Below are 23247 nucleotides of genomic sequence, written 5' to 3'. Positions count from 1 at the left end.
CCCGGTTCGACGCGCGAACCGGGGCCTTCTCGCTGTAGCGGGAGCGGGACTTGAACCCGCGACACCACGATTATGAGCCGTGTGCTCTAACCACCTGAGCTACCCCGCCGCGCGTTCTTCGCAGGTCTGGCCTGCGGGGAACGGAGCCCCCTGTGGGAATCGGACCCACTACCTCTTCCTTACCAAGGAAGTGCTCTACCAATGAGCTAAGGGGGCGCACCTGCGGGTCTGACAGCCCCTCTCGGGGCGTGCCCGCGATTTGGCACCGTTAGACGATAGCACCTCCGCGGAGCGTCGATGACCGCGGGGGACGCGCCCCCGCGGCCGCCCGTCTGCGGCTACGCCCGGCTCGCCTCGTCGAGCGCGGCGAGCTCCTCGGCGCTCAGCTCGAGGGAGGCCGAGGCGATCAGCGCCGGCAGCTGCTCCATCACGCGGGCGCTGGCGATCGGCGCGACCACTCCGGGCTGCGAGCGGAGCCACGCGAGCGCCACCGTCGCCACCTCGGCGCCGTGCGCCTCCGCCGCCGCATCGAGCGCCGCCAGCACCCGGCGGCCGCGGCCGTCGAGGTAGCGGGAGGCGCCGTCGGCGCGCGGACCCTCGGGCGTCGATCCGTCACGGTACTTGCCGGTCAGGAATCCCGACGCCAGGGCGGAGTAGGGGACGACGGCCAGCCCCGCCTCGCGGGCGAGGGGCAGCAGGTCGGCCTCGATCCCGCGCTCCACGAGGTTGTAGTGCGGCTGCAGCGCGACGGGCGCGTGCAGGCCCTCCTCGCCCGCGATGCGCAGCCACTCCGCGACGCGCTCGGCGCTGAAGTTCGACACTCCGATCGCGCGAACGAGGCCCTGGTCCACGAGCTCGGAGAACACGGCGGCGATGTCGGCCATCGGCACAGCCTCGTCGTCGAAGTGGGCGTAGTAGAGGTCGATCCGGTCGGTCGCGAGCCGCTCGAGGGAGGCGCGGGCGGCCGCGCGCACGGTGTCGGGCGCGAGGCCGGTGAACTGCGGGTGGCGGCCCGCCTTCGTCGCGATCACCACGTCGTCCCGGTCCCCCGAGCGCTGCGCGAGCCACTCGCCGATGATCGTCTCGGACTCGCCGCCCGTGTTGCCCGGGACCCAGGCGGAGTACGCGTCGGCGGTGTCGATGAAGTCGCCGCCCGCGGCCGTGTAGCCGTCGAGGACGTCGAAGGAGGTCTGCCGCCCCGCGGTCCAGCCGAAGACGTTGCCGCCGAGCGAGAGCGGGAAGACGTCGATGCCGGAGTCGCCGAGCGGCGAGCGGGTGACGGAGGAGGATGCTGCGCTGTCGATGGTCATCTCCCGATTCAAGACCCGCACCCCGCCGTGATCGATCCCCCTCCCGCGCATGCGCGGCAAGGACTCAGGCTGTCAGCGCCGCGGGTAGTCGGCGTAGGCGAAGCGCGTCGAGTCCGGCGCCCAGCCGGAGACGTTGATCGTCCCCTGCCCGCCGTGGAGGCGCTCCAGCACACGGCCGGGCTCGAGCGTCGAGCGCCCGGGGAGGTCGAGCAGCCGCAGCTCGACGTCGACGTTCTCGGGGTGCCCGGCCGTCCCCTCCGGATAGGCGAGGTAGAGCAGGTGCGCGCCGTCGGGCGACTCGTGCGGGAACCAGTCGACCGTGTCCGACTCGACCAGGCGGGAGAGCGCGGAGCCGTCGAGGCCGATGCGGAACAGCTGCGCCCCGCCTCCGGCCCGCTCGGAGTTGAAGACGAGGGTGCGGCCGTCGGCCGAGACGTCGACGCCGTCGTCGGCCGGCTCGTCGTCGGTCAGGGCGGTGAGCGCGCCTCCTCCGACCGGCATCGTGTAGACATCGGTCCGCCACCGCCCGGAGGCGTCGCCGCCGCCGATCAGCGCGAGGGTCGCGCCGTCGGGCGAGACGCCGTGCAGGTAGTGCTTGAAGCGCGCGCCCTCGCGCTCGGCGGTCAGGCGGCGGGCGGGGGCGGAGCCGTCGAGCTCGACCGCGTAGAGGTGCCCGTCGCGCGCCGAGACGTAGGCGAGCCCGCCGGACGGGGCGAGCACGTGGTCGTTGTTGAGCTCGGCCGGCACCCCGTCGAGCGGGATCGGCTCGAGCACGGGCGCCCCCTCGAGCGGCAGCCGGAAGAGGCCGCCGTCGCCGTTCACGATCAGGGCGGAGCCGTCAGGAGTCCAGTTCGGCGCCTCCACGAGGACGGAGTCGGACTCGAAGACGGTCGTCGACTCCCCCGACGCGAGGTTGTGGACGCGGAGTCGGCAGAGCTGGTCGGGGAGGAGCGAGCGGGCCATGCTCCCCACGGTAGGGCCCTGGCGGATCACGACGGGGCCGTCAAGCCTCCGCGCACTCAGGTTCCGCGGGAGGGCGCTCCGATATTCTTGACCGACTTATGCGCTGGGTACACCTTGGGAGGAACATGTGATGCTCCTCATCCTCGTGATCTCGTTCGCGATCGCCGTGGTGACCCCCTGGCTGGTGGACCGGTTCGGGCCGAAGACGTTCTACGCGCTGGCGCTGATCCCGGCCGCGAGCTTGGTCGCCACCGCGACCGCCCTGCCGACGATCCTCGACGGCGGCGAGATCCGCGAGTCCGAGCCGTGGATCCCCGCGCTCGACATCGCCCTCTCCTTCCGCCTGGACGCGCTCTCGATCGTCCTCGCCCTCGTGGTCAGCGGAGTCGGCGCCCTGGTCCTCGCCTACTGCGCGACGTACTTCAGCCGCGACGAGCCCTCGCTGGGCCGGTTCGCAGCGCTCCTGTCCGCGTTCGCCGGAGTGATGTACGGGCTGGTCACGGCCGACGACGTGATCATCCTCTTCGTCTTCTGGGAGGCGACGAGCGTCCTCTCCTACCTCCTCATCGGCCACTACAGCGGGCGCAAGGAGAGCCGGGGTGCCGGGCTCCAGGCGCTCCTGGTCACGACTCTCGGCGGGCTGGCGATGCTGGTCGGGATCATCGTCCTGATCGTGCAGGCCGGTACCACCAGCCTCTCCGGGATCGTCGCCGCCGCCCCCTCCGGCCCGATCGTGTCGACGGCGCTGGTGCTGGTGCTGCTCGGCGCGTTCTCGAAGTCCGCCCTGGTGCCGTTCCACTTCTGGCTGCCGGCCGCGATGGCCGCTCCCACGCCGGTCAGCGCCTACCTGCACGCCGCCGCGATGGTGAAGGCGGGCATCTACCTCGTCGCGCGCCTCGCGCCGGGCTTCGCCGACGACTCCGTCTGGCTGCCCGTGGTGGTGAGCGTCGGAGTCTGGACCATGCTCGTCGGCGGCTGGCGCTCGCTCCGGCAGTACGACCTCAAGCTCGTGCTGGCCTACGGCACCGTCAGCCAGCTCGGCTTCCTGACCGTCGCCGTCGGCTTCGGCTCGCGCGACGCCGCGCTGGCCGGACTGACCCTGCTCGTCGCCCACGCCCTCTTCAAGGCGCTGCTCTTCCTCACCGTCGGCATCGTCGACCACCGCGCCGGCACGCGCGACCTCCGCAAGCTCAGCGGCCTGGGACGGCAGGCGCCGGTGCTCGCGAGCGCCGCCCTCGTCGGCGTGCTGTCGATGGCGGGCATCCCGCCGCTGCTGGGCTTCGTCGCCAAGGAGGCCGTGTTCACGAGCCTGATCTCGGCGATCGAGCAGGGCTCGTTCTGGGCCTGGGTCGCGCTGGTCGGCCTCGTCCTCGGCTCGATCCTCACCGTGGCCTACTCCGCGCGCTTCTTCTGGGGCGCCTTCGCCCGGAAGAAGGGGCTCGAGGACACGCACCTGCACGCCGAGCCGTGGACCTTCACCGCCGCCCCGGTGCTGCTGGCCGCCGCCAGCGTGATCGGCGGGATCGCCGCCTCCGTGCTCGACCCGCTCGTCGCCGTCTACGCGGACACCCTCCCCTACGCCGCTCCGGACGCCGACCCGGAGCTCGCCGCCGCCGCGGAGGCCTCCGACCAAGGCGGCTACCACCTCGCGCTCTGGCACGGCTTCGAGCCCGCGCTGGCACTCAGCGCCCTCGTGATCGCCGTCGGACTCCTGCTCTTCGCCAAGCGCGTCGCCGTCGCGCGCGCCCAGTCGATGCTGCCCAACCGGATCGACTCCGCCGAGGGCTACTGGGCCACCGTCCGCTGGCTCGACCGCGTCGCCAGCACGGTCACCGAGTCCGTCCAGCGCGGCTCGCTCCCCCGCTACCTGACGGTGATCTTCGCGGTCTTCGTCCTCGGCGTCGGCGGTGCGGCCGCCCTCAACCGCACCTGGCCGGGCGATCTCGTCTTCTGGGACAGCCCGGGCCAGCTCGCGGTCGCGGCCGTGATGATCCTCGCGGCGGTGCTGTGCGCGATCGCCCGCAACCGCGTCGCCGCCGTGCTGCTGGCCGGCGCCACCGGCTACGGGATGGTGGCCCTCTTCGCCCTGCAGGGCGCACCGGACCTCGCCCTCACCCAGGCGCTGATCGAGACGGTGACCCTCGTGGTCTTCGTCCTGGTGCTGCGCCGCCTCCCGACCCGCATCGCCGCGAAGCACCAGCCGATGCGCAAGCGCCTGCGCGCCGTCATCGGCATCGCGGTCGGAGCGGTCATGGCCCTCGCCGCCACCATCGCCCTCGGCGCCCGGACCGCGACGCCGATCTCGGCCGAGCTGCCCCGCCTCGCCTACGAGGAGGGCAAGGGCCGCAACATCGTCAACGTCCTGCTCGTCGACATCCGCGCCTGGGACACGATGGGCGAGATCTCGGTCCTCGTCGTGGTCGCCACCGGCGTCGCGAGCCTGATCTTCCTCTCCAGCCGGGCCGGAGGCGCTCCCCGCCTCGAGTCGCAGAGCGCCGACGACCGCCGCGAGCGCGCGATGGACCTGACCACCTCCTCCGCCGACGCCGAGCGCGACGGCGACCGCGGCTCCTGGCTCGTCGCCGGGCGCACGCTCCGGCCGGAGAACCGCTCGATCGTGCTCGAGGTGCTGGTGCGCCTGCTCTTCCACCCCGCGATGATCGTGTCGGTCTACCTGCTCTTCACCGGACACAACACCCCGGGCGGAGGCTTCGCGGGCGGCCTGCTCGCCGGTCTCGCCCTCGTCGCGCGCTACCTCGCCGGCGGCCGCTTCGAGCTCGGCGAGGCCGCGCCGATCGACGCGGGCAAGGTCCTCGGACTCGGCCTCTTCTTCGCCGTCGGCACCGCCGTCTCCTCCCTCGCCTTCGGCCTCGAGGTCCTCGAATCGAGCTGGCTCGACCTCGAGGTGCCGGTGCTGGGCGAGCTCCACCTGGGCACGTCCACCCTCTTCGACATCGGGGTGTACCTGATCGTGATCGGCCTCGCCCTCGACATCCTCCGCAGCCTCGGCGGCGAGGTCGACCGCCACGGCGAGGAGGCCGAGCAGGGCTCCCCCTCGGGCGACGGCGTCACGCACTCGACCGACAGCACCCCCGGCCCCGGCCAGGGCACGGTCGACGGGCTCGAGACCTCGCTCCCCACCGGCTCCACGGTCGTCGGCGGACCGGGCAGGGGGGACGGCGCATGAGCATCACCCTCGTCCTCGTCGTCGTGATGGCGGTGATGTACGCGGCGGGCGTCTACCAGATGCTCGAGCGCAGCCTCACCCGCATCCTGATCGGGTTCCTGCTCGTCGGGAACGCGACCAACATCCTCATCCTGCTGATGGCCGGCCGCTCGGGCATCGCGCCGTTCGTCACCGACGACGGGCGCTCCTACGAGCAGATCGCCGCCGAGATGGCCGACCCGCTGCCGCAGGCGCTGATCCTCACCGCGATCGTGATCACCTTCGGGGTGTCCGCCTTCCTCCTCGCGATGATCTACCGGCGCTGGCGCCTCGCCAACGCCGACCAGGTGGAGGACGACGAGACCGACGCCTCCGTCCGCGAGGACGCGGCGGGCATCTCGGCCCAGACCACCGCCGACGACCGGGCGCTCGACGTCCTGCTCGAGTCCAGCGACGAGGGCACCGCCGCCAAGCACGGGGAGAGCGCCATGACCGACGACAGGAAGGAGGACCGATGAACGCCCTGATCCCGCTCGTCGTCACCCTCCCCCTCCTGGGAGCGGCCGTCGCGCTGATCCTCGGACGCCACCGGCGCGCGCAGATCACCGTGAACATCGTGACGCTCTCGAGCGTTCTGGTGATCTCCTCGGTGATGCTCGTGCTGGTCCTCACCGGCGACGGAGGCGGCAGCGCCGTCTACGTGGGCGGCTGGGAGCCGCCGTGGGGCATCGTGCTGGTCGTCGATCCGCTCGCCGCGCTGATGCTCGTGATCACCTCGATCACTCTGCTGGGCGTCCTGCTGTTCTCGGTCGGCCAGGGCCTCGTCGACGGCAACCGCGAGACGCCGGTCACGATCTTCCACCCGACCTACCTGATCCTCTCGGCGGGCATCCTCAACGCCTTCGTCGCGGGCGACCTCTTCAACCTCTACGTCGGCTTCGAGATCCTGCTGGCCGCGAGCTACGTGCTGATCACCCTGGGCGGCACCGCGCCGCGGATCCGCGCCGGCACGACCTACGTGGTCGTCAGCCTGGTCTCGAGCGTGTTCTTCCTCTCGGCCATCGGCCTGCTCTACGGCGCCACCGGCACGGTCAACATGGCGCAGCTCTCGATCCGCATCGCCGAGCTCCCCGCCGACGTGCAGCTGGTGCTCCACGTGGTGCTGCTGCTCGGCTTCGGGATCAAGGCGGCCGTGTTCCCCCTGTCGTTCTGGCTCCCGGACTCGTACCCCACGGCTCCGGCGCCGGTCACCGCCGTCTTCGCCGGACTCCTCACCAAGGTCGGCGTGTACGCGCTGATCCGCACCGAGACCCTGCTCTTCCCCGGCGGGAGGCTGAGCGAGGTGCTGCTGGTGGTGGCGCTGCTGACGCTGATCGTCGGCATCCTCGGCGCCGTCGCGCAGGCCGACATCAAGCGGATGCTGTCCTTCACGCTGGTCTCGCACATCGGCTACATGGTCTTCGGGATCGCCGTGGGCACCCCGGCCGGCTACGCGGCGACGATCTTCTACGTCATCCACCACATCACGGTGCAGACGACGCTCTTCCTCGCGACCGGCCTGATCGAGCGCGTCGGCGGCACCACCTCGATCCTGCGCCTCGGCGGGCTGCTCAAGGCCTCGCCGCTGCTGGCGCTGCTCTACTTCATCCCCGCGATGAACCTCGGCGGGATCCCGCCGTTCACCGGCTTCCTCGGCAAGGTGGGGCTCTTCGTCGCCGGCACGGAGGCGGCCGTCGACCAGCCCTCGTGGCTGATCTGGGCCGTCATCGCCGCCGGAGCCGTCACCTCGCTCCTGACCCTCTACGCCGTCGCGCGCGTCTGGAACATGGTCTTCTGGCGCCGGCAGGAGGAGGTGCCCGGCTACGAGTCGCCCCTGATCGACCAGCTGCAGGAGGACCCCGACGACACGGGCAGCATCCGCACCCGCCACTCGCCGCCCATGATGGTGCTCGCCACCGCGGGGATGGTCGTCGTCGGCGTCGTGCTGACCGTCGGCGCCGGTCCCCTCTACGACGCGAGCGAGCGAGCGGCGAGCGCGGTCGCCGACCCCGCGACCTACATCGCGACCGTCTACCGCGACTCGTCCTTCGGAGAGGAGGGGCCGCGATGAGCCCCCGCCGCCGCGTCGACATCTGGAACCGCGTCGCGATGTTCGTGACCCTCGTCGGGATCTGGGTGCTGCTCTGGGACGACGTCTCGGTGCTGTCGATCGTCACCGGCTTCCTGGTCGCCCTGCTGATCACCCGGGTGTTCTACCTGCCGCCGGTCGAGTTCTCGAACCGCATCAACCCGTGGTTCGTGCTCCTCTTCCTCCTGCGCCTGCTGGCCGACATCGCGGTGGCCTCGGTGCGGGTGTCCTGGCAGATCCTGACCCTGCCCGTCCCGGTCCACAACGCCATCGTCGCCGTGCACCTGCGCAGCCGCTCCGAGGGGATGCTCGTCTGGACGACGGAGGCCGTCTCGCTCGTCCCCGGCTCCCTGGTGATCGACGTGGACCCGCAGCTGAACGTCCTCTACCTGCACGTGCTCGGCGTGACCCACGACGAGGGCGAGCGGATCGACGAGGTGCGCCGGACGGTCCTCCGGACGGAAGCGCGCATCGTCCGGGCCATCGGCTCCCGCGAGGACGTGCAGCGCGTGAATCGGCCGATCGAGGCCGGATCGGGGGTGGTCCGGTGATCGACTGGCTGATCTGGATCCTGGTGCCGGTCTTCGGCGCCGCCTGCCTGCTCGCGCTCGTGCGGATCCTCCGAGGTCCGTCCGTGCTCGACCGGGTCGTCGCGGCCGACGTGCTCGTCGCGACGATCATCTGCGGGATCGGCGCCGAGATGGCGGTCAACCACCACGCGCGGACCCTGCCCGTCGCGCTCGGGCTCGCGCTGTTCGCCGTCTTCGGATCGATCAGCGTCGCCAAGTTCATGGCCAACCGCGAGGAGGACTGACATGGACCTGTTCTTCGACGTGCTCACCGCTGTGCTGCTGCTGGTCGGCGCCCTGCTCTCGCTGCTGGCCGCGATCGGCCTGATGCGGTTCGACGACCTGCTCTCCCGGATGCACGCGGGCACGAAGCCGCAGGTGCTCGGACTGATCTGCGTGATGCTCGCGGTCGCCATCCGGAACCCCGGCTTCGCCGCCGCGGGGACCATCGTGCTGGTGATCGGCTTCCAGCTGCTGACCGTGCCCGTCTCGGCGCACATGGTCGGCCGGGCGGCCTACCGGGCCGAGGCCGTCTCTCCCGGGTACCTCGTCGCCGACGAGCTCGCGGAGGCGGTCACCCGCGCCGACGAGCAGGCCCGCGCGACCGGGCCCGAGACCGCGCACGCGTCCGAGGAGCGGGCGCGCACCTCCTCCGCGCCCCCGCCCGAGGACGAGGACGGCCCGGCCGCGACCGCCTAGGCGACGAGGACGAGCTGCACGGCGGAGGCGCCGGTCATGCTGCGCAGCGCGAATCCGCCGATCGCGAGGGTGACGGCGACCAGGCCGCCGACCAGCAGCACCAGCAGCGGCACCACCCACAGCAGCGCCCGTCGGCGTCGGGCTCGGGCCTCGTCCGGCGTCTCATCGATCACCCGTCGACTGTACGGGACGGCGGAGGGCGTGCCCCCGGCGCCTCTGAGCCGCCCGATAAACTCGACCCCATGACCCTGGACTCCGCTCTCTCCGGCGTGCCCGAGAACTCCCCCGGCCCCGACTCCGAGGCCGAGCACCGCCGGGGAGCCGAGTGGTGGCGCACCGCCGTCATCTACCAGATCTACCCGCGCTCCTTCGCGGACGCGGACGGCGACGGCATCGGCGACCTGCCCGGCATCGCCTCGCGCCTCGAGAGCCTCGCCGAGCTCGGCGTCGACGCGATCTGGCTCTCGCCCTTCATGACCTCGCCGCAGAAGGACGCGGGCTACGACGTCGCCGACTACTGCGACGTCGATCCGCTCTTCGGCACCCTCGCCGACTTCGACGCGATGCTCGCCCGCGCTCACGCCCTGGGCATCCGCATCATCGTCGACCTCGTCCCCAACCACTCCTCCAGCGCCCACCGCTGGTTCCAGGAGGCGCTCGCCGCTCCCGCGGGCAGCGCCGAGCGGGCGCGCTACCTGTTCCGCGACGGCCGGGGCGAGTCGGGCGAGCTGCCCCCGAACAACTGGGAGTCTGTCTTCGGCGGCCCCGCGTGGACCCGCGTCATGGAGCCCGACGGCTCGGCCGGCCAGTGGTACCTGCACCTCTTCGACACCTCGCAGCCCGACTTCGACTGGACGAACGAGTGGGTGCGCGAGCGCTTCCGGGAGGTCCTCCGCTTCTGGCTCGACCGCGGCGTCGACGGCTTCCGCGTCGACGTCGCGCACGGGATGATCAAGGCCGAGGGGCTGCCCGACTACACGCCGCCCGCCGACAGCGGGTCGATGGGCGGAGTCGCTCCCGCCGACGGCGAGGAGCCCGCCACCGCCCCCTACTGGGCGCAGGACGGCGTCCACGAGATCTACCGCGACTGGCACTCCCTGCTCGCCGAGTACCCGGACGACCGCGTGCTCTGCGCCGAGGCGTGGGTGCAGCCCCTCTCCAAGCTCGCCCGCTGGGTCCGCCCCGACGAGATGCACCAGGCCTTCAACTTCGCCTACCTCGAGACCCCGTGGAGCGCACCCGCCCTCCGCGACATCATCGACTCCTCCGTCGAGGCCTTCGCCGCCGTCGGCGCCCCGTCGACCTGGGTGCTGTCGAACCACGACGTCGTGCGCCACGCGAGCCGCCTGGCACTGACGTCCGACAACCCGCAGGGCTACGGCATCGGCCCGCGCACACAGGGACTCCCCGACCCCGTCCTGGGGCTGCGCCGCGCTCGTGCCGCGACCGCCCTCATGCTCGCGCTCCCCGGCTCCGCCTACGTCTACCAGGGCGAGGAGCTAGGGCTCCCCGAGGCGATCGACCTGCCGGACTCGGCGCGTCAGGACCCGACCTGGTTCCGCACGGGCGGCGAGCGCTACGGCCGTGACGGCTGCCGGGTGCCGATCCCGTGGGAGGCGGACGCACCCGCGTACGGCTTCAGCGGCACCGGCGACTCCTGGCTGCCGCAGCCCGGCGACTGGGCGCCGCTCGCGCGCGACCGCCAGCGCGGTGTCGCGGGCTCGACGCTCGAGCTGTACCGGTCCCTGCTCGCGGTGCGCCGCGCCGAGGACCTGGGCTCCGGTGCCGTCGAATGGCTCGAGGGCTACCCGGAGGACGTCGTGGCGTTCCGCAACGGAGCCGTCACGGTGATCGCGAACCTCGGCGAGGCTCCGGTCGAGCTGCCCGTCGGCTCCGTGGTGCTGTCCTCGGAGGAGCTGCACGAGCCGGCGCTGCCCGCCGACACCACGGTCTGGCTGCGCGCGGAGTAGCGGGCCGCGGGGTCCGCCCGGCGGCTCCCGCGTCCCGCCGCCGGATCAGCGCCCGGCGTTGGCCTTGAGCCAGAGGTAGGAGTCGACCTTCGTCACGCCGTCGAGGCGGATCTCGAAGTGCAGGTGCGGGCCGGTCGACATGCCGGTCGTGCCCACCAGGCCGAGCAGCTGGCCGACCTTCACCGGGTCGCCCTCGGACACGGCCGCCGAGCCGTGCTGCATGTGCGCGTACACGCTCGAGACGAGCTGCCCGTCGATCTCGTGGTCGACTATCACGTGCACGCCGAGCGAGCCCTCGCCGTCGATGACCGTGCGCACGACGCCGTCGGCGATCGCCTGGATGGGCGAGCCGTCGCCCGGGTTGAAGTCGGTGCCGCCGTGGTTCACCGAGCAGCCCGCGCAGTTGCGGTAGCCGAAGCGGTCGCCCACCGGCACGCCGACGGCGAAGGGCCACTGGATGGACGCGTTCGGGTCGTTCGTGAAGCCGGTGTCGGAGGTGCGGACGATGTCGGCGACGTTGGTCTGCGTCTTGCGCTCCTGCACGCCGAAGCCGTCGCGGGCGACCGTCTCGGCGCTGACCTCGCCGGCGACGAACGACTGCGCGCCGCGGCGGGCGTCGGCGCCGAAGGGGGTCGAGAGGCTCTGCGCCTGCACGTCCTCCGCGGTCAGGAGCGATGTGGCCGGCAGAGAGGTCGCCGCCACGATGGCCGCGACGAAGGAGAGGGCGACGAGTCCGCCGACCCGGGCCCGGCGCACGGGCCGGAGCGGCGTCGCGCGCGGTGCGGGGACGGGGGCCGGGGCGTTGCGGACCGAGGCGACGCGGCGCTCCGCCTCGCGCAGCTGCTCCGCCGTGGGTGCCGCGAGGAGGTCGTCGGAGCCGCTCGCCAGCGAGACGTCGGAGGCGAGGGCCAGAGCGCGCTCGCGCTCGCGGAGCTCGCGACGGGAGAGGGGTGGAGTCGATTCGCCGGGGGTCGATGCAGGGGCAGCGGGGGCGGGCGAATCGGGGCTCACGAAATCGATGTCTTCCGTCGGGGGCAGGGGACGAGCGGGCCTCCAGGGAGAGGCACCGCTCGGTTACGTGAGCGCAGCCTGTGCGAACATCACGAATTCATAAAGGATAACCACGGCCGGCGGGATCCGGCCAGAGGCCGCCGCGCACAGGCGCGATCGGGGCACGACGCGCGGCGAGCCCCGGCGGGATCCTGCGCCGATCCGCCTCTCGGCGCACGGAATCCTTGTCGGCCCGGCCTGGGAGAGCGGTTACACCTCGTCCGCGCGCAGGCGGCGCAGCAGATCCTCCAGCTCGGCGAAGAGAGGATCCGGTGCCGCGATGAGCAGGCCGGAGCCGAAGGGCGCGCCGTCGAGTCCCGCGACCCGCGCGCCCGCCTCCTCGGCGATGAGGGCGCCCGCAGCGAGGTCCCACGGGTTCAGGCCCCGCTCGTAGTACGCGTTCAGCTGCCCGGTGGCCACCGAGCACAGGTCGAGCGCCGCCGAGCCGATGCGGCGGATGTCGCGGACCGAGCCCAGGAGCTCCTGCACCACGGCGCCCTGACGCATCCGGCGGCCCGCGTCGTAGCCGAAGCCGGTGCCGACCAGCGCGAGCGAGAGGGAGGAGGGAGCCGAGACCTGCAGCGCGACTCCGTCCCGCTCGGCTCCCCCGCCTCGGCTGGCCGTGGTCACCTCGCCCGTCGCTCCGTTCACGACCGCGCCGGCGAGCGCGGTCCAGGTCGCGGGATCCGGCTCCCCCTCCACCACAGCGATGCTGACCGCGTAGGAGGGGATGCCGTAGAGGTAGTTGACGGTCCCGTCGATCGGATCGACGACCCAGGTCAGCCCGCTCGTGCCGCCCCCCGACCCCGACTCCTCGCCGAGGAAGCCGTCGTCCGGACGCGCCTCGGCCAGGCGCCGGCGGATCAGCTCCTCGACCTCCCGGTCCGCGGCCGTCACCACGTCCTCCGGAGACGACTTCGACGCGGCGATCTCGACACCGTCCTCCCGCCGCTGGCGGGCGAGGTGCGCCGCCTCGACGGCGATCGAGCGGGCGATGGCGAGGAGGGGGGCGTTGTCGCTCATGGCCCCAGCCTAGGGATCGGGCCCATCATGAGGGGATGAGCACCCCTATCGCCCTCACCGGAGCCACCGGAGCCGTCGGCGGCCGCGTCGCGCGCGAGCTCGCCGACGCCGGTCACGCCCTCCGCCTGCTGGTCCGCGACCCGTCCCGCGCGCCCGAGCTCCCCGGGGCCGAGGTGGTGCGCTCCTCCTTCGCCGACGCGGGCGACTCGCTCGAGGGCGTGCGCCTCCTCCTGATGGTCTCCGCCTCCGAGAACGAGGAGCGCCGCGCCGAGCACCTCGCATTCGTCGACGCAGCCGCCGCCGCGGGTGTCGAGCACGTCGTCTACACCTCCTTCGCCGGAGCCGCACCCGACGCGGTCTTCACCCTCGCCCGAGACCACGCGGCCACCGAGGACGCGATCCGCCGCTCCGGCATGGGCTGGACGTTCCTCCGCGACAACCTCTACCTCGACTTCCTGCCCGCGATGCTCGGCGAGGACGGCGCGATCCGCGGACCCGCGGGAACGGGCCGGGCCGCCGTCGTCGCGCGCGAGGACGTGGCCCGCGCCGCCGCCGCGGTCCTCCGTTCCCCCTCCGAGCACCGCGGAGCCGCCTACGAGCTGACCGGGCCCGAGGCCCTCACCCTCGACGAGGTCGCCGCGACACTGACGGCGGCCGGCCGCCCCGCCGTGTTCGTCGACGAGACCCTCGAGGAGGCGTACGCGTCTCGCCGCCGGTGGAACGCACCGGACTGGCAGCTGGACGCCTGGGTCAGCACCTACTCCGCGATCGCCGCCGGACAGCTGGAGCACGTGTCGGGCGACGTCGAGCGGCTCACCGGACGGCCGCCGCTCTCCCTCGCGGGGTTCCTGGAGCAGGAGGCGCGGGGCTGAGGCGACGGCGCGGGCCGGACCGACGGCGCGCGAGGTGCGACGGGACGAAGAGGCCGGGTCCGGCGATCCGCCGGACCGGTGCTCCCCCGGAAAGGCACTCCCCCGGAAAGGCGCTCCGCCGGAAGGGCGATCCCCCGACATGCGGAACGCCCCGCGCATCTCGTGATGCCGGGGCGTCTGCTGGGTGTTCCTGCTCGGTGGCGAGTGAGGGATTCGAACCCCCGAAGGCTACGCCGTCTGATTTACAGTCAGATCCCTTTGGCCGCTAGGGTAACTCGCCGTGGCGCACCCGATCGCGTGTTCACAACCGGAGGCGCTCAGCAAGGATACCCACGCGACCGGCGGATCGGAAATCGATGCCGCGCGGCCTCAGTCCGCCTCCGCCGCGTAGCGGGACGCCGCCTCCGCGACCTTCCCCGCGTAGCTCCCGGCCGGGTTGTAGGCCGCGATCGCCGCCCGCCATCCCGACTCCGTCGAGAGGTCGCCGCCGGCGTCGCAGAGGTACCGGGCGGCGGTCACCGCCTGCTGGTCCACGTTCTGCGGATCCCACCCGCTCGACGCCCACGCCATCCACGTCGCCGGGATGATCTGCAGCGGACCCATCGCCCGGTCGACCTCGGCGTCGCCGTCCAGAGCCCCGCCGTCGTTGTCGGGGACCCGGTCGAAGCGCGTTCCGTCCAGGCGCGGACCGTAGATCGGCTCCGTCGGCCGCCCGTCCTCGCCCAGCTCGCCGCCGTCGATCGTGCCGTGCCTGCTCTCGACGTAGCCGATGCCGGCCAGGGTCGCCCAGTCCAACCGGCAGTCGGGGTCGACCGACGCCGTGAGGAGGGCTGTGCCCGCGTAGGCGGTGAGCGCACGCAGCGGGATGCCGCTCCCCTCGGACGCCGTGCCCAGCCACGCCTCGTCGGCGAGCAGTCGCACCGGCGTCGCCGCGGCCTGCTCGGGATCCGCCAATACGACGGGGTCCGCCGCGACGGGAGCGGTCGCCGCGGGAGGGACGGTGGACAGGCCCTCCTCGACCGTCAGCGCGGGCGGCCGCTGGCCGCAGCCGGCCAGGAGGAGGCCGGCGAGCGGGACGAGGACGAGAACGGGGAGGCGGCGCACCCCTCAGAGGTACCAGCCGCGCCTGGGGCCGGGCTCCGCCACGCCTGAAAGCTAAACTCGGAGCCATGGCAGATTCAACGTTCGACGTCGTCAGCAAGATCGACAAGATGGAGGCGGACAACGCCCTGAACCAGGCCCACAAGGAGGTCGAGCAGCGCTACGACTTCAAGAACGTCGGCGCCTCGATCGCCTGGAGCGGCGAGAAGATCCTGATCAAGGCCAACACCGAGGAGCGGGCGAACGCCATCCTCGACGTCTTCCAGTCGAAGCTGATCAAGCGCGGCATCAGCCTCAAGAGCCTCGATGCGGGCGAGCCCTTCGCGTCCGGCAAGGAGTACCGGATCGAGGCCACCCTCAAGGAGGGCATCGACCAGGAGCACGCGAAGAAGATCAACAAGATCATCCGCGACGAGGCGCCGAAGTCGGTCAAGTCGCAGATCCAGGGCGACGAGCTCCGCGTCTCCTCGAAGAGCCGCGACGACCTCCAGGCGACCATGGCGCTCCTGCGCGGGGCCGGCCTCGAGCTCGACCTCCAGTTCGTCAACTTCCGCTGAGGAATGACGCACACGGGAGCACGCGCGTGACCGCCGGCATCGACGAGCCCGACCGGCGGGGCCGCACCGGACTCGACCGGGAGGGCCTCGACCTCGTCGGGAACCCCGACGTGGTCGTGAAGGAGGTCACCCTCCTCTCGAGCGACTGGTACGTCCTCCGCACCACCCGCTTCGACTACCGGCACCGCGACGGCAGCTGGACGAGCGAGCAGCGCGAGACGTACGACCGGGGGAACGGCGCGGCGGTCCTGCTCTACGACGCCGACGCGCGCACCGTCGTCCTGATCCGGCAGTTCCGCTACCCCGCGTACGTGAACGGCGACCTCGACGGGATGCTCCTCGAAGTGCCCGCCGGTCTCCTGGACGAGGACGGGCCCGAGGAGGGCGCCCGCCGCGAGGCGTCCGAGGAGACCGGACTCGAGGTCGGCCGGCTCGAGCACGTGTTCGACGCGTTCATGAGCCCCGGCTCGGTCACCGAGAAGCTGCACTTCTACGCCGGGCGCTACCGCGCGGGGACCCGCAGCGGAGCGTTCGCGGGACTCGCCGACGAGGGCGAGGACATCGAGGTCCTCGAGCTCTCGTTCGACGAGGCGCTGACCCAGATCGGCGTGCAGATCGTCGACGCGAAGACGATCATGCTCCTGCAGTGGGCGGCCCTGTCCGGCCCGTTCTCGCGCTGACCCGCGGACGTCGCGGCTCCGTGCGCCTCAGCGCGCGTACTCGGCGAGGGCGCGTCCGGTCAGCGTGTCCGCCGCCGCGAGCCCGACCGGGGTCCCCTCGAAGACGATCGTCCCTCCGTCGTGCCCGGCTCCGGGCCCCACGTCGATGATCCAGTCCGCGTGCGCCATCAGGGCGCGGTGGTGCTCGATCACCACGACCGAGTTCCCGGAGTCGACCAGCCGGTCGAGCAGTCCGAGCAGTGTGTCGACGTCCGCGAGGTGCAGGCCCGTGGTCGGCTCGTCGAGCAGGTAGACGGATCCGGACGAGGCCATGTTGATCGCGAGCTTGAGGCGCTGGCGCTCGCCCCCGGACAGCGTGTTCAACGGCTGTCCGAGCGTGAGGTAGCCGAGACCGACGTCGACGAGACGGGCGAGCACCGTGTGCGCCGGTCCGCTCGCGAAGAACTCCGCGGCGTCGACGATCGGCATCGAGAGCACCTCGTGGATGTTCCTCCCGCGGAGGCGGTACTCGAGCACCTCAGCGGTGAACCGCTTGCCGTCGCACTCCTCGCAGACCGACGAGACCGTCGCGGCGGGGCCCAGCTCGGTGAAGATCATCCCGGCCCCCTTGCAGACGGGGCAGGCGCCTGCCGAGTTCGCGCTGAAGAGCGCCGGTCTCACACCGTTCGCCTTCGCGAAGGCCGCCCGGATCACGTCGAGGACCCCGGTGTAGGTCGCCGGATTGCTGCGCCGCGACCCGCGGATCGGCGACTGGTCGGCCACCACCACGCCGGGCCGACCCGCGAGCGAGCCGTGCAGGAGCGACGACTTGCCCGAGCCGGCGACTCCGGTGACGACGGTCAGCACGCCCAGCGGGACGTCCACGTCGACGCCGCGGAGGTTGTGCGTGGAGGCCCCGCGGATCTCCACCGCCCCGGTCGGACGGCGCACGGCCTCCTTCAGCGGGACGCGGTGACCGAGATGACGGCCCGTCAGGGTGTCCGACGTGCGCAGCTGCGCCACCGTCCCCTCGAACCGCAGCTCGCCGCCGTGCGCGCCGGCCCTCGGACCGAGGTCGACCACGTGATCGGCGATCTCGATGATCTCCGGCTTGTGCTCGACCACCAGAACGGTGTTGCCCTTGTCCCGCAGGCGGCGCAGCAGCTCGATCATCCGCGAGACGTCGTGCGGATGCAGACCCGCCGTCGGCTCGTCGAAGACGTAGGTGACGTCCGTGAGGCTCGACCCCAGATGCCGCACCATCTTGACCCGCTGCGCCTCGCCGCCCGAGAGGGTGCCCGACTCCCGATCGAGCGACAGGTAGCCCAGCCCGACCTGGACGAGGGCGTCGAGCGTCCCGAGGAGGGTCTCGACGATAGGAGCGACGGACGGCGCCTGCAGCCCGCGGAGCCACGCGGCGAGGTCGGTCGCCTGCAGCGCGGCGCACTCGGCGATGTTCCGGCCCCCGATGCGCGACTCCAGTGCCGCGCGGGTGAGCCGGCCGCCTCCGCACTCGGGACAGGCGGCGAAGGTGGCCACCCGCTCGGCGAAGGCGCGGATGTGCGGCTGCGCCGCCTCCTTGGCCAGGTAGAGGCGGGTGACCTTCACCAGGAGGCCCTCGTAGGTCATCGTCATCCCGGCGATGGCCATCTTCGTGGCCGGACGGTGGAGGAACGCGTCCATCTGCTCGGGCGTGAAATCGGCGATCGGCACATCGGCCGGATAGAGGCCCGACTCGGCGAGGCCCTTCCAGTACCAGCCGCCGACGACGAAGTTCGGGATCGCGTCGAGAGCGCCGCCCTCGAGCGACTTCGAGCGGTCGATCAGCGCGTCGAGGTCGATGCTCGACACCCGGCCCGTCCCCTCGCACCGCGGGCACATCCCCTCCGGCAGGTTGAAGGAGAACGCACCGCTCGTGCCCGCGTGCGGATCGCCGATCCGGCTGAAGAGGATCCGCAGCATCGTGTACGCGTCGGTCGCCGTGCCGACCGTGGACCGGCCGTTCGACCCCATCCGCTCCTGATCGACGACGATCGTGGCCGACAGTCCGTCGAGCGACTCCACGTCCGGGCGAGCCGGCGACCCCATGAACTGCTGCACGAAGGCGGAGTAGGTCTCGTTGATGAGGCGCTGGGACTCGGCCGCGATGGTGCCGAAGACCAGCGACGACTTGCCGGAGCCCGAGACCCCGGTGAACACGGTGATCCTCCGCTTCGGGATATCGACGTCGATCCCCCGGAGGTTGTTCTGGCGCGCACCGCGCACCCGGATGACGTCGTGGGGCGCGGCCGTGGTCATGCTGTCTCCGTCCAGAGCGGTGCCCGAATCCTAGAGGAGGCGCAAGGCGTCCACGCCGGAACGACGAACGGCCCTCCGGACTGCACCGGAGGGCCGTTCGGAGACCACGCGTCAGAGCGCTACCGGCTCCGCCCGCGAGATCGCGATCATGTCCTCGCGGGGAACGACCTTCACCCGCGCACGGCCCTCGGGCTCGCCGAGCGCCATCTCGTGCTCGTCCAGCCGGTGCCAGCCGTCGAGATCCGTGTAGGCGATCTCCCGCTCCTCGAGCAGGGCGACCACGGCTGCCTCCTCGGGGTGCTCGGGCGTCCACCAGGACGCCTGGTCGTTGAGCACGTGCGCGACGGTCTCCATGGCGTCGGACTTGGTGTGCCCGATGAGGCCCACCGGTCCGCGCTTGATCCAGCCGGTCGCGTAGACGCCGTGGACCTGCTGGTCCTCGTCGTCCAGGACCTGGCCCTCGCGGTTCGGGATCACGCCGCGCATCTCGTCGAACGGGAGGCCGTCGAGCGGCGAGCCGAAGTAGCCGACCGCGCGGTACACGGCCTGCACGGGGACCTCGCGGATCTCACCCGTGCCGCGCACTCCGCCCTCGCCGTCCGGCTCGGTGCGCTCGTACCGGATCGCGCCGACCCGACCCGATCCGTCGTCCACGAACTCGAGCGGCTTCGCCCAGAAGTGCAGGTGGAGACGACGCGAGGCGCTCCCGACCTCGCGGGTGCGCCACTGGTTGAGCACCCGGTTGATGACCATGACCTGCTTGTTGGTCGCGATGGCGGCCTCCGAAGCGGGATCGAGGTCGAAGTCCTCGTCGGCGACGATCATGTCGACGTCGCGCAGCTCGCCCAGCTCGCGCAGCTCCAGCGGCGTGAACTTCACCTGAGCGGGACCGCGGCGCCCGAAGACGTGCACGTCGGTGACGGGAGAAGCCTTCAGCCCCTCGTAGACGTTCGGCGGGACCTCGGTGGGCAGGAGGTCCTCGGCGTGCTTCGCCAGCATCCGCGAGACGTCGAGCGCCACGTTGCCGTTGCCGATGACGGCGACGGAGGACGCCTCCAGCGGCCAGGTGCGCGACACGTCGGGGTGGCCGTCGAACCAGCTGACGAAGTCGGCCGCACCGTAGGAGCCCTCGAGCTCGACACCCGGGACGTCGAGCGGAGCGTCCCGGACGGCGCCGGTCGCGAAGATCACGGCGTGGTAGTGCCGCTTGAGATCCTCGAGCGTGATGTCGGTCCCGAAGTGCACGTTGCCGAAGATGCGGATGTCGCCCCGGTCGAGCACCTCCCGCAGCGCGGTGATGATCCCCTTGATGCGCGGGTGATCGGGCGCCACGCCGTAGCGGACCAGGCCGTAGGGCGCGGGCAGGTGCTCGAACAGATCGATCGAGACGTCGTACTTCTTCTCGGCCTTGATCATGAGGTCGGCGGCGTAGATGCCCGCGGGACCCGCGCCGACGATGGCCAGCCTGAGCTTGGTCATTGCGTTCCTCCTGCCGGGGCGCCGCAGCGCACAACCGGTCTCATTCCTGCGGCGCAGGGCGCGCCGCGACGATCGGGGTCAGCCGTTGCGCTCGACGACGGTGTCGGCGAAGCGCGTCAGCGCCTTGCGGACGGAGCCGTCGGGCAGCGGAGCGAGGGCGGCGACGGCCTCGTCGGCCCACCGGTGGGCCTCGGCGAGGGTCTGCGCGGTGACGTCGTGATCGCGCAGCTGAGCGATGGCGTCCGAGATGTCGGCGCTCTGCTCCTCCGTGTGCGCGATGGCGTCGTTCGAGCGGCTCACATAGCTCTCGATGCGGGCGAGGAGAGCCGCGGCCTCCCTGTCCGAGGAGGCGCGCTCGCGCAGGCGCAGGATCGGCAGCGTCGACACGCCGGCGCGGATGTCCGTGCCGGGGTTCTTGCCGGTCTCCTCCGGCTGGGGAGAGAGGTCGATCACGTCGTCGACGATCTGGAAGGCGACGCCGATCTTCTCGCCGAAGACGCGCATGGCCTCCTCGTACTCCTCCGGAGCCTCCGAGAACGCGACTCCCGTGCGGCCCGCCGCTGCGATCAGGGACCCGGTCTTGTCGGCCAGGACGGACAGGTAGTGCTCGACCGGGTCCTCGCCGTCGGTCGGGCCGACCGTCTCGTGCAGCTGCCCGAGGACGAGCCGCTCGAACGTGTCGGCCTGGAGCCGGATCGCCTTGTCGCCGAGCTCGACCATCAGCTGGTTCGCGCGGGCGAAGAGCAGATCGCCCGTCAGGATGGCCACGTTGTTGCCCCACACGGTCTGCGCCGACGGGACGCCGCGGCGCTTCTCCGCCTCGTCCATGACGTCGTCGTGGTAGAGCGATGCGAGATGCGTGATCTCGATCGCCTGCGCACCGAGCAGGACCTGCGGCGTGTTGCCGCGGCCCAGCGACGCGGCCAGGAGGGTGAGCATCGGGCGCACGCGCTTGCCGCCCGCCTCGAGGAGGTACCGGGTGGAGACGTCGGCCACGGCGTCCGCGAAGGACAGCTGCCGGACGAGACCCTCCTCGACCTGCTCCAGACCCGCGTCGATCGTGCGGGCGAGAGCGCGGTCCGACGAGGAGGAGAAGATGCGCTCGGAGAGGCCGAGCTGCGCCGTCAGAGACGGGCTGCGACGGGCGACGGGCGCAGTGGCGTTCACAGGGAAACCCTAACGTCTCGGCCTGTGCGGACCCCGGTCGTCATCGGGTCGCCGCGATCGGCTTGACGCCGCGGTGCAGCGCCACGATGCCCGCGGTCAGATCGCGGTAGGCCACGCGCTCGAAGCCCGCCGCGCGGAGCCAGGCGGCGACGACGCTCTGCTCCGGCCAGGCCCGGATGGAATCGCCGAGATAGTCGTACGCAGGATTGTTCGACGACGCGAGGCGCACGACGGCGGGCATGACCGTCGACAGGTAGAAGTCGTACGCGGCGGCCAGCGGAGCGATCGGCGGAGTCGAGAACTCGCAGATCACGACCCGGCCGCCGGGCTTCAGCACACGCAGGAACTCGGCGAGCGCCGTCCTCGGCTCGGCCACGTTGCGCAGACCGAACGAGATGGTCACGGCGTCGAACGACTCGTCCTCGAACGGGAGGTCCATCGCGTCGGCCTGGACGAACTCGATCCGGTCGTTGCCCGCCTGACGGCGACGGCCGACGGCGATCATCCCCGGGGAGAAGTCGGCTGCGACGACCTGGGCGCCCGACCGCGCCAGCGACGCGCTCGACGTGCCGGTGCCGGCCGCGATGTCGAGGATGCGCTCACCGGGCGCAGGGTTGACGGCGCGAGTCGTCGCGATCCGCCAGAGCCGGTCGTTCCCCACCGAGAGGAGTCCGTTCACCAGGTCGTAGGCGGGAGCCACGGTGTCGAACATCGAGGCGACCTCGTCGGGCCGTTTGGTGAGGTCTGCCTTCGTCACGATCCGCAAGTCTACGGCGAGACGCGGGACGGCGGCTGTGCATCCGCCGTCCCGCGCCCGGTCGGCGCGCTCCCCCATGGGGAAGCGCCGGGACCGCCCCGCTCCGCCTCGCGCGGCGGCCCCGGACCGGATCACGGTAGCAACGGAGCTCTGCGCCCCGAGCCCCGCGGCATGGGACGTCCCAACTTCTGGCGCGGGCGTACCCTGCTGAGGTGACGCTCATCGGCGCTGGAACCCCCCTGCTGCGTGCGGAGACGACTCCACTGGACTCTCCGCAGTCGCTCCTCTCCCACTCCGACCCGAGGCGGCCCCTCCTCTGGCAGCGCGACGGCGCCGGCCTCAGCGGACGCGGCGAGGCCCTGCGCCTCGAGTTCTCGGGCCCGGAACGGCTGCGGGATGCGGCGGCGGCCTGGCGGCGGCTCTGCGACGCGGCGTCGGTGGAGGACCGGGTCGGACTGCCCGGGACGGGGCTGGTCGCGTTCGGGACCTTCGCTTTCTCGAGCCGATCCGAGGCGACGAGCGTGCTGATCGTGCCGCGCACCGTGATCGGGACGCGCGACGGCCGGTCATGGCTGACGCGGATCACGATCGGCGAGGCGGAGGGACCGGATACGCCGGGCGAGGAGCCGCTGGGGGCGGAGTACCACGTGCCGCTCTCGCCGGGTGCGCTGCCGCCGGACGGGTACCGCGCGGCGGTCGCTGCCGCGGTGGAGACGATCCGGTCGGGCGAGCTGTCCAAGGTCGTGATCGCGCGCGATCTGCAGGGGCGGCTCCCGCCGGGGGCGGACCTGCGTCGGATGCTGGGTGCGCTCACCGAGCGTTACCCGGACTGCTGGGGCTTCGCCGTGGACGGATTCCTCGGCGCCAGTCCGGAGACGCTGGTCGCGGTCGATCGGGGCGAGATCTCGGCGAGGGTGTTGGCCGGCACGGCTGCACGCGGAGCGGACCCCCTCGCCGACGCGGACGTGGAAGCCGCTCTGCTCGAGAGTCCGAAGGACCGCTCAGAGCACGCTTTCGCTCTCGCCAGTCTGGTCCGGGAGCTCGAGCCCCACACACGGGAGCTGACGGCCGGCGCCGCCCCGTTCACGCTCCGCCTGCCGAACCTCTGGCACCTCGCGACGGACGTGCGAGGAATTCTGGACGACTCCTCCAGCGCGCTCGATCTCGTCGATGCTCTTCACCCGACCGCCGCAGTGGCCGGCACTCCGACCGCCGACGCCCTTGCGCTCATCGAGCACCTGGAGCCCTTCGACCGCGGTCGGTACGCAGGACCCGTCGGCTGGATCGACGGCAACGGCGACGGCGAGTGGGCTGTCGGACTCCGCAGCGCCGAGGTCACGGCCGAGGGCGCGGTCACGGCCTGGGCGGGCGCCGGCATCGTGGCCGACAGCGTTCCCGAGTCCGAGCTCGCCGAGACCCGCATGAAGTTCCGCCCGATCACCGACGCGCTGGCATGACGCACGTCGGGAGTCGCTGAAG

General features: G+C 72.0%; 21 protein-coding genes and 3 tRNA genes. 11 read left to right on the top strand and 13 right to left on the bottom strand.

The annotated features are described in order from the left end of the window. Positions 1-35: 35 nt before the first annotated feature. The 4 genes from C5B93_RS10225 to C5B93_RS10210 form a co-directional block, all read right to left on the bottom strand. Positions 36-109, bottom strand: a tRNA-Met gene (locus C5B93_RS10225). 35 nt (positions 110-144) lie between these two features. Further along, a tRNA-Thr gene (locus tag C5B93_RS10220) sits at positions 145-216 on the bottom strand. Positions 217-338: 122 nt separating this feature from the next. Continuing rightward, positions 339-1310 carry an aldo/keto reductase gene (locus tag C5B93_RS10215; protein ID WP_104238294.1) on the bottom strand — a complete coding sequence of 324 codons (972 nt, stop codon included), beginning with the start codon at positions 1308-1310 and terminating at the stop codon, positions 339-341. A gap of 72 nt (positions 1311-1382) precedes the next feature. Then, a complete protein-coding gene (locus tag C5B93_RS10210) occupies positions 1383-2273 on the bottom strand; it encodes a PD40 domain-containing protein (protein ID WP_104292411.1) in 891 nt (296 codons plus the stop codon). 130 nt (positions 2274-2403) lie between these two features. Between C5B93_RS10210 and C5B93_RS10205 the strand changes: the two genes are divergently transcribed. Genes C5B93_RS10205 through mnhG form a run of 6 tightly spaced genes read left to right on the top strand, consistent with a single transcriptional unit; the run spans position 2404 to position 8835 of the window. Further along, on the top strand, positions 2404-5460 hold the full coding sequence (locus C5B93_RS10205; RefSeq protein ID WP_104292410.1) for a Na+/H+ antiporter subunit A: 3057 nt from the start codon (positions 2404-2406) through the stop codon (positions 5458-5460). After that, positions 5457-5957, top strand: coding sequence for a Na(+)/H(+) antiporter subunit C (locus C5B93_RS10200; RefSeq protein WP_104223614.1), 501 nt, complete (start codon positions 5457-5459; stop codon positions 5955-5957). Before C5B93_RS10205 ends, C5B93_RS10200 begins: the two co-directional genes overlap by 4 nt. Then, entirely contained in the window at positions 5954-7549 is a 1596-nt protein-coding gene (locus C5B93_RS10195) for a Na+/H+ antiporter subunit D (protein WP_104227034.1), read from the top strand. The genes C5B93_RS10200 and C5B93_RS10195 overlap by 4 nt, the downstream gene beginning before the upstream one ends. Continuing rightward, complete coding sequence (locus tag C5B93_RS10190) at positions 7546-8118, top strand: Na+/H+ antiporter subunit E (protein ID WP_104234245.1); 573 nt, start codon at positions 7546-7548, stop codon at positions 8116-8118. The genes C5B93_RS10195 and C5B93_RS10190 overlap by 4 nt, the downstream gene beginning before the upstream one ends. Next, positions 8115-8381 (top strand): monovalent cation/H+ antiporter complex subunit F, encoded by a 267-nt coding sequence (locus tag C5B93_RS10185; RefSeq protein WP_308470711.1) that lies wholly within the window; start codon positions 8115-8117, stop codon positions 8379-8381. The genes C5B93_RS10190 and C5B93_RS10185 overlap by 4 nt, the downstream gene beginning before the upstream one ends. Before the next feature lies 1 nt (position 8382). Beyond that, positions 8383-8835, top strand: coding sequence for a monovalent cation/H(+) antiporter subunit G (mnhG, locus tag C5B93_RS10180; protein ID WP_244229587.1), 453 nt, complete (start codon positions 8383-8385; stop codon positions 8833-8835). Here the strand turns inward: mnhG and C5B93_RS17270 are convergent. Then, positions 8832-9008, bottom strand: coding sequence for a hypothetical protein (locus C5B93_RS17270; RefSeq protein ID WP_159939698.1), 177 nt, complete (start codon positions 9006-9008; stop codon positions 8832-8834). The two genes, mnhG and C5B93_RS17270, sit on opposite strands and share 4 nt — an antisense overlap. Before the next feature lie 69 nt (positions 9009-9077). On the opposite strand from C5B93_RS17270, the gene C5B93_RS10175 reads away from it, so the two are divergent. Beyond that, positions 9078-10805, top strand: coding sequence for a glycoside hydrolase family 13 protein (locus tag C5B93_RS10175; protein ID WP_104292409.1), 1728 nt, complete (start codon positions 9078-9080; stop codon positions 10803-10805). Between the two features lie 45 nt (positions 10806-10850). Here C5B93_RS10175 and C5B93_RS17810 read toward each other — a convergent pair whose 3' ends face one another. Both C5B93_RS17810 and C5B93_RS10165 read right to left on the bottom strand, forming a co-directional pair. After that, positions 10851-11816 carry a M23 family metallopeptidase gene (locus tag C5B93_RS17810; protein WP_104295595.1) on the bottom strand — a complete coding sequence of 322 codons (966 nt, stop codon included), beginning with the start codon at positions 11814-11816 and terminating at the stop codon, positions 10851-10853. 249 nt (positions 11817-12065) lie between these two features. Further along, positions 12066-12878, bottom strand: coding sequence for an inositol monophosphatase family protein (locus tag C5B93_RS10165; RefSeq protein WP_104233409.1), 813 nt, complete (start codon positions 12876-12878; stop codon positions 12066-12068). Positions 12879-12913: 35 nt separating this feature from the next. Between C5B93_RS10165 and C5B93_RS10160 the strand changes: the two genes are divergently transcribed. Continuing rightward, positions 12914-13750, top strand: a complete 837-nt coding sequence (locus C5B93_RS10160; RefSeq protein ID WP_104292408.1) for an SDR family oxidoreductase — start codon at positions 12914-12916, stop codon at positions 13748-13750. A 198-nt stretch (positions 13751-13948) separates the two neighbouring features. Here C5B93_RS10160 and C5B93_RS10155 read toward each other — a convergent pair. Together C5B93_RS10155 and C5B93_RS10150 are read right to left on the bottom strand one after the other, a co-directional pair. Further along, a tRNA-Tyr gene (locus tag C5B93_RS10155) sits at positions 13949-14030 on the bottom strand. Positions 14031-14119: 89 nt separating this feature from the next. Continuing rightward, positions 14120-14854 carry a hypothetical protein gene (locus C5B93_RS10150; RefSeq protein ID WP_104266743.1) on the bottom strand — a complete coding sequence of 245 codons (735 nt, stop codon included), beginning with the start codon at positions 14852-14854 and terminating at the stop codon, positions 14120-14122. Positions 14855-14919: 65 nt separating this feature from the next. On the opposite strand from C5B93_RS10150, the gene C5B93_RS10145 reads away from it, so the two are divergent. Together C5B93_RS10145 and C5B93_RS10140 are read left to right on the top strand one after the other, a co-directional pair. Then, entirely contained in the window at positions 14920-15408 is a 489-nt protein-coding gene (locus tag C5B93_RS10145) for a YajQ family cyclic di-GMP-binding protein (protein WP_104292407.1), read from the top strand. 26 nt (positions 15409-15434) lie between these two features. Continuing rightward, positions 15435-16088, top strand: a complete 654-nt coding sequence (locus C5B93_RS10140; protein ID WP_104282427.1) for an NUDIX domain-containing protein — start codon at positions 15435-15437, stop codon at positions 16086-16088. Between the two features lie 27 nt (positions 16089-16115). Here C5B93_RS10140 and C5B93_RS10135 read toward each other — a convergent pair whose 3' ends face one another. The 4 genes from C5B93_RS10135 to ubiE form a co-directional block, all read right to left on the bottom strand. Then, positions 16116-18365 carry an excinuclease ABC subunit UvrA gene (locus tag C5B93_RS10135; RefSeq protein WP_104292406.1) on the bottom strand — a complete coding sequence of 750 codons (2250 nt, stop codon included), beginning with the start codon at positions 18363-18365 and terminating at the stop codon, positions 16116-16118. Between the two features lie 111 nt (positions 18366-18476). After that, complete coding sequence (locus C5B93_RS10130) at positions 18477-19844, bottom strand: FAD-dependent oxidoreductase (RefSeq protein ID WP_104223603.1); 1368 nt, start codon at positions 19842-19844, stop codon at positions 18477-18479. Between the two features lie 78 nt (positions 19845-19922). After that, positions 19923-21011 (bottom strand): polyprenyl synthetase family protein, encoded by a 1089-nt coding sequence (locus C5B93_RS10125; protein WP_104249782.1) that lies wholly within the window; start codon positions 21009-21011, stop codon positions 19923-19925. A 40-nt stretch (positions 21012-21051) separates the two neighbouring features. Continuing rightward, positions 21052-21768: a bifunctional demethylmenaquinone methyltransferase/2-methoxy-6-polyprenyl-1,4-benzoquinol methylase UbiE gene (gene ubiE / locus C5B93_RS10120; RefSeq protein WP_104226060.1), complete on the bottom strand. Its 717-nt coding sequence runs from the start codon at positions 21766-21768 to the stop codon at positions 21052-21054. A 212-nt stretch (positions 21769-21980) separates the two neighbouring features. Between ubiE and C5B93_RS10115 the strand changes: the two genes are divergently transcribed. Further along, complete coding sequence (locus C5B93_RS10115) at positions 21981-23225, top strand: isochorismate synthase MenF (protein WP_374953142.1); 1245 nt, start codon at positions 21981-21983, stop codon at positions 23223-23225. Positions 23226-23247 lie beyond the last annotated feature (22 nt).

Source organism: Rathayibacter sp. AY1A2 (assembly GCF_002930935.1).
Lineage (GTDB): Bacteria > Actinomycetota > Actinomycetes > Actinomycetales > Microbacteriaceae > Rathayibacter.
The sequence above is the reverse complement of the archived record's forward strand: the minus strand, read 5'-3'. Positions and strand labels throughout refer to the sequence as shown.

What these genes read in the sequence shown, in the direction of transcription:
- C5B93_RS10135 (WP_104292406.1), bottom strand. Translation starts at nt 18,365, where the DNA reads ATGACCACGGCCGCGCCCCACGACGTCATCCGGGTGCGCGGTGCGCGC.
- C5B93_RS10205 (WP_104292410.1), top strand. Translation starts at nt 2,404, where the DNA reads ATGCTCCTCATCCTCGTGATCTCGTTCGCGATCGCCGTGGTGACCCCC.
- C5B93_RS10195 (WP_104227034.1), top strand. Translation starts at nt 5,954, where the DNA reads ATGAACGCCCTGATCCCGCTCGTCGTCACCCTCCCCCTCCTGGGAGCG.
- C5B93_RS10130 (WP_104223603.1), bottom strand. Translation starts at nt 19,844, where the DNA reads ATGACCAAGCTCAGGCTGGCCATCGTCGGCGCGGGTCCCGCGGGCATC.
- C5B93_RS10160 (WP_104292408.1), top strand. Translation starts at nt 12,914, where the DNA reads ATGAGCACCCCTATCGCCCTCACCGGAGCCACCGGAGCCGTCGGCGGC.
- C5B93_RS10165 (WP_104233409.1), bottom strand. Translation starts at nt 12,878, where the DNA reads ATGAGCGACAACGCCCCCCTCCTCGCCATCGCCCGCTCGATCGCCGTC.
- C5B93_RS10215 (WP_104238294.1), bottom strand. Translation starts at nt 1,310, where the DNA reads ATGACCATCGACAGCGCAGCATCCTCCTCCGTCACCCGCTCGCCGCTC.
- C5B93_RS10175 (WP_104292409.1), top strand. Translation starts at nt 9,078, where the DNA reads ATGACCCTGGACTCCGCTCTCTCCGGCGTGCCCGAGAACTCCCCCGGC.
- C5B93_RS10145 (WP_104292407.1), top strand. Translation starts at nt 14,920, where the DNA reads ATGGCAGATTCAACGTTCGACGTCGTCAGCAAGATCGACAAGATGGAG.
- C5B93_RS10190 (WP_104234245.1), top strand. Translation starts at nt 7,546, where the DNA reads ATGAGCCCCCGCCGCCGCGTCGACATCTGGAACCGCGTCGCGATGTTC.
- mnhG (WP_244229587.1), top strand. Translation starts at nt 8,383, where the DNA reads ATGGACCTGTTCTTCGACGTGCTCACCGCTGTGCTGCTGCTGGTCGGC.
- C5B93_RS10210 (WP_104292411.1), bottom strand. Translation starts at nt 2,273, where the DNA reads ATGGCCCGCTCGCTCCTCCCCGACCAGCTCTGCCGACTCCGCGTCCAC.
- C5B93_RS10200 (WP_104223614.1), top strand. Translation starts at nt 5,457, where the DNA reads ATGAGCATCACCCTCGTCCTCGTCGTCGTGATGGCGGTGATGTACGCG.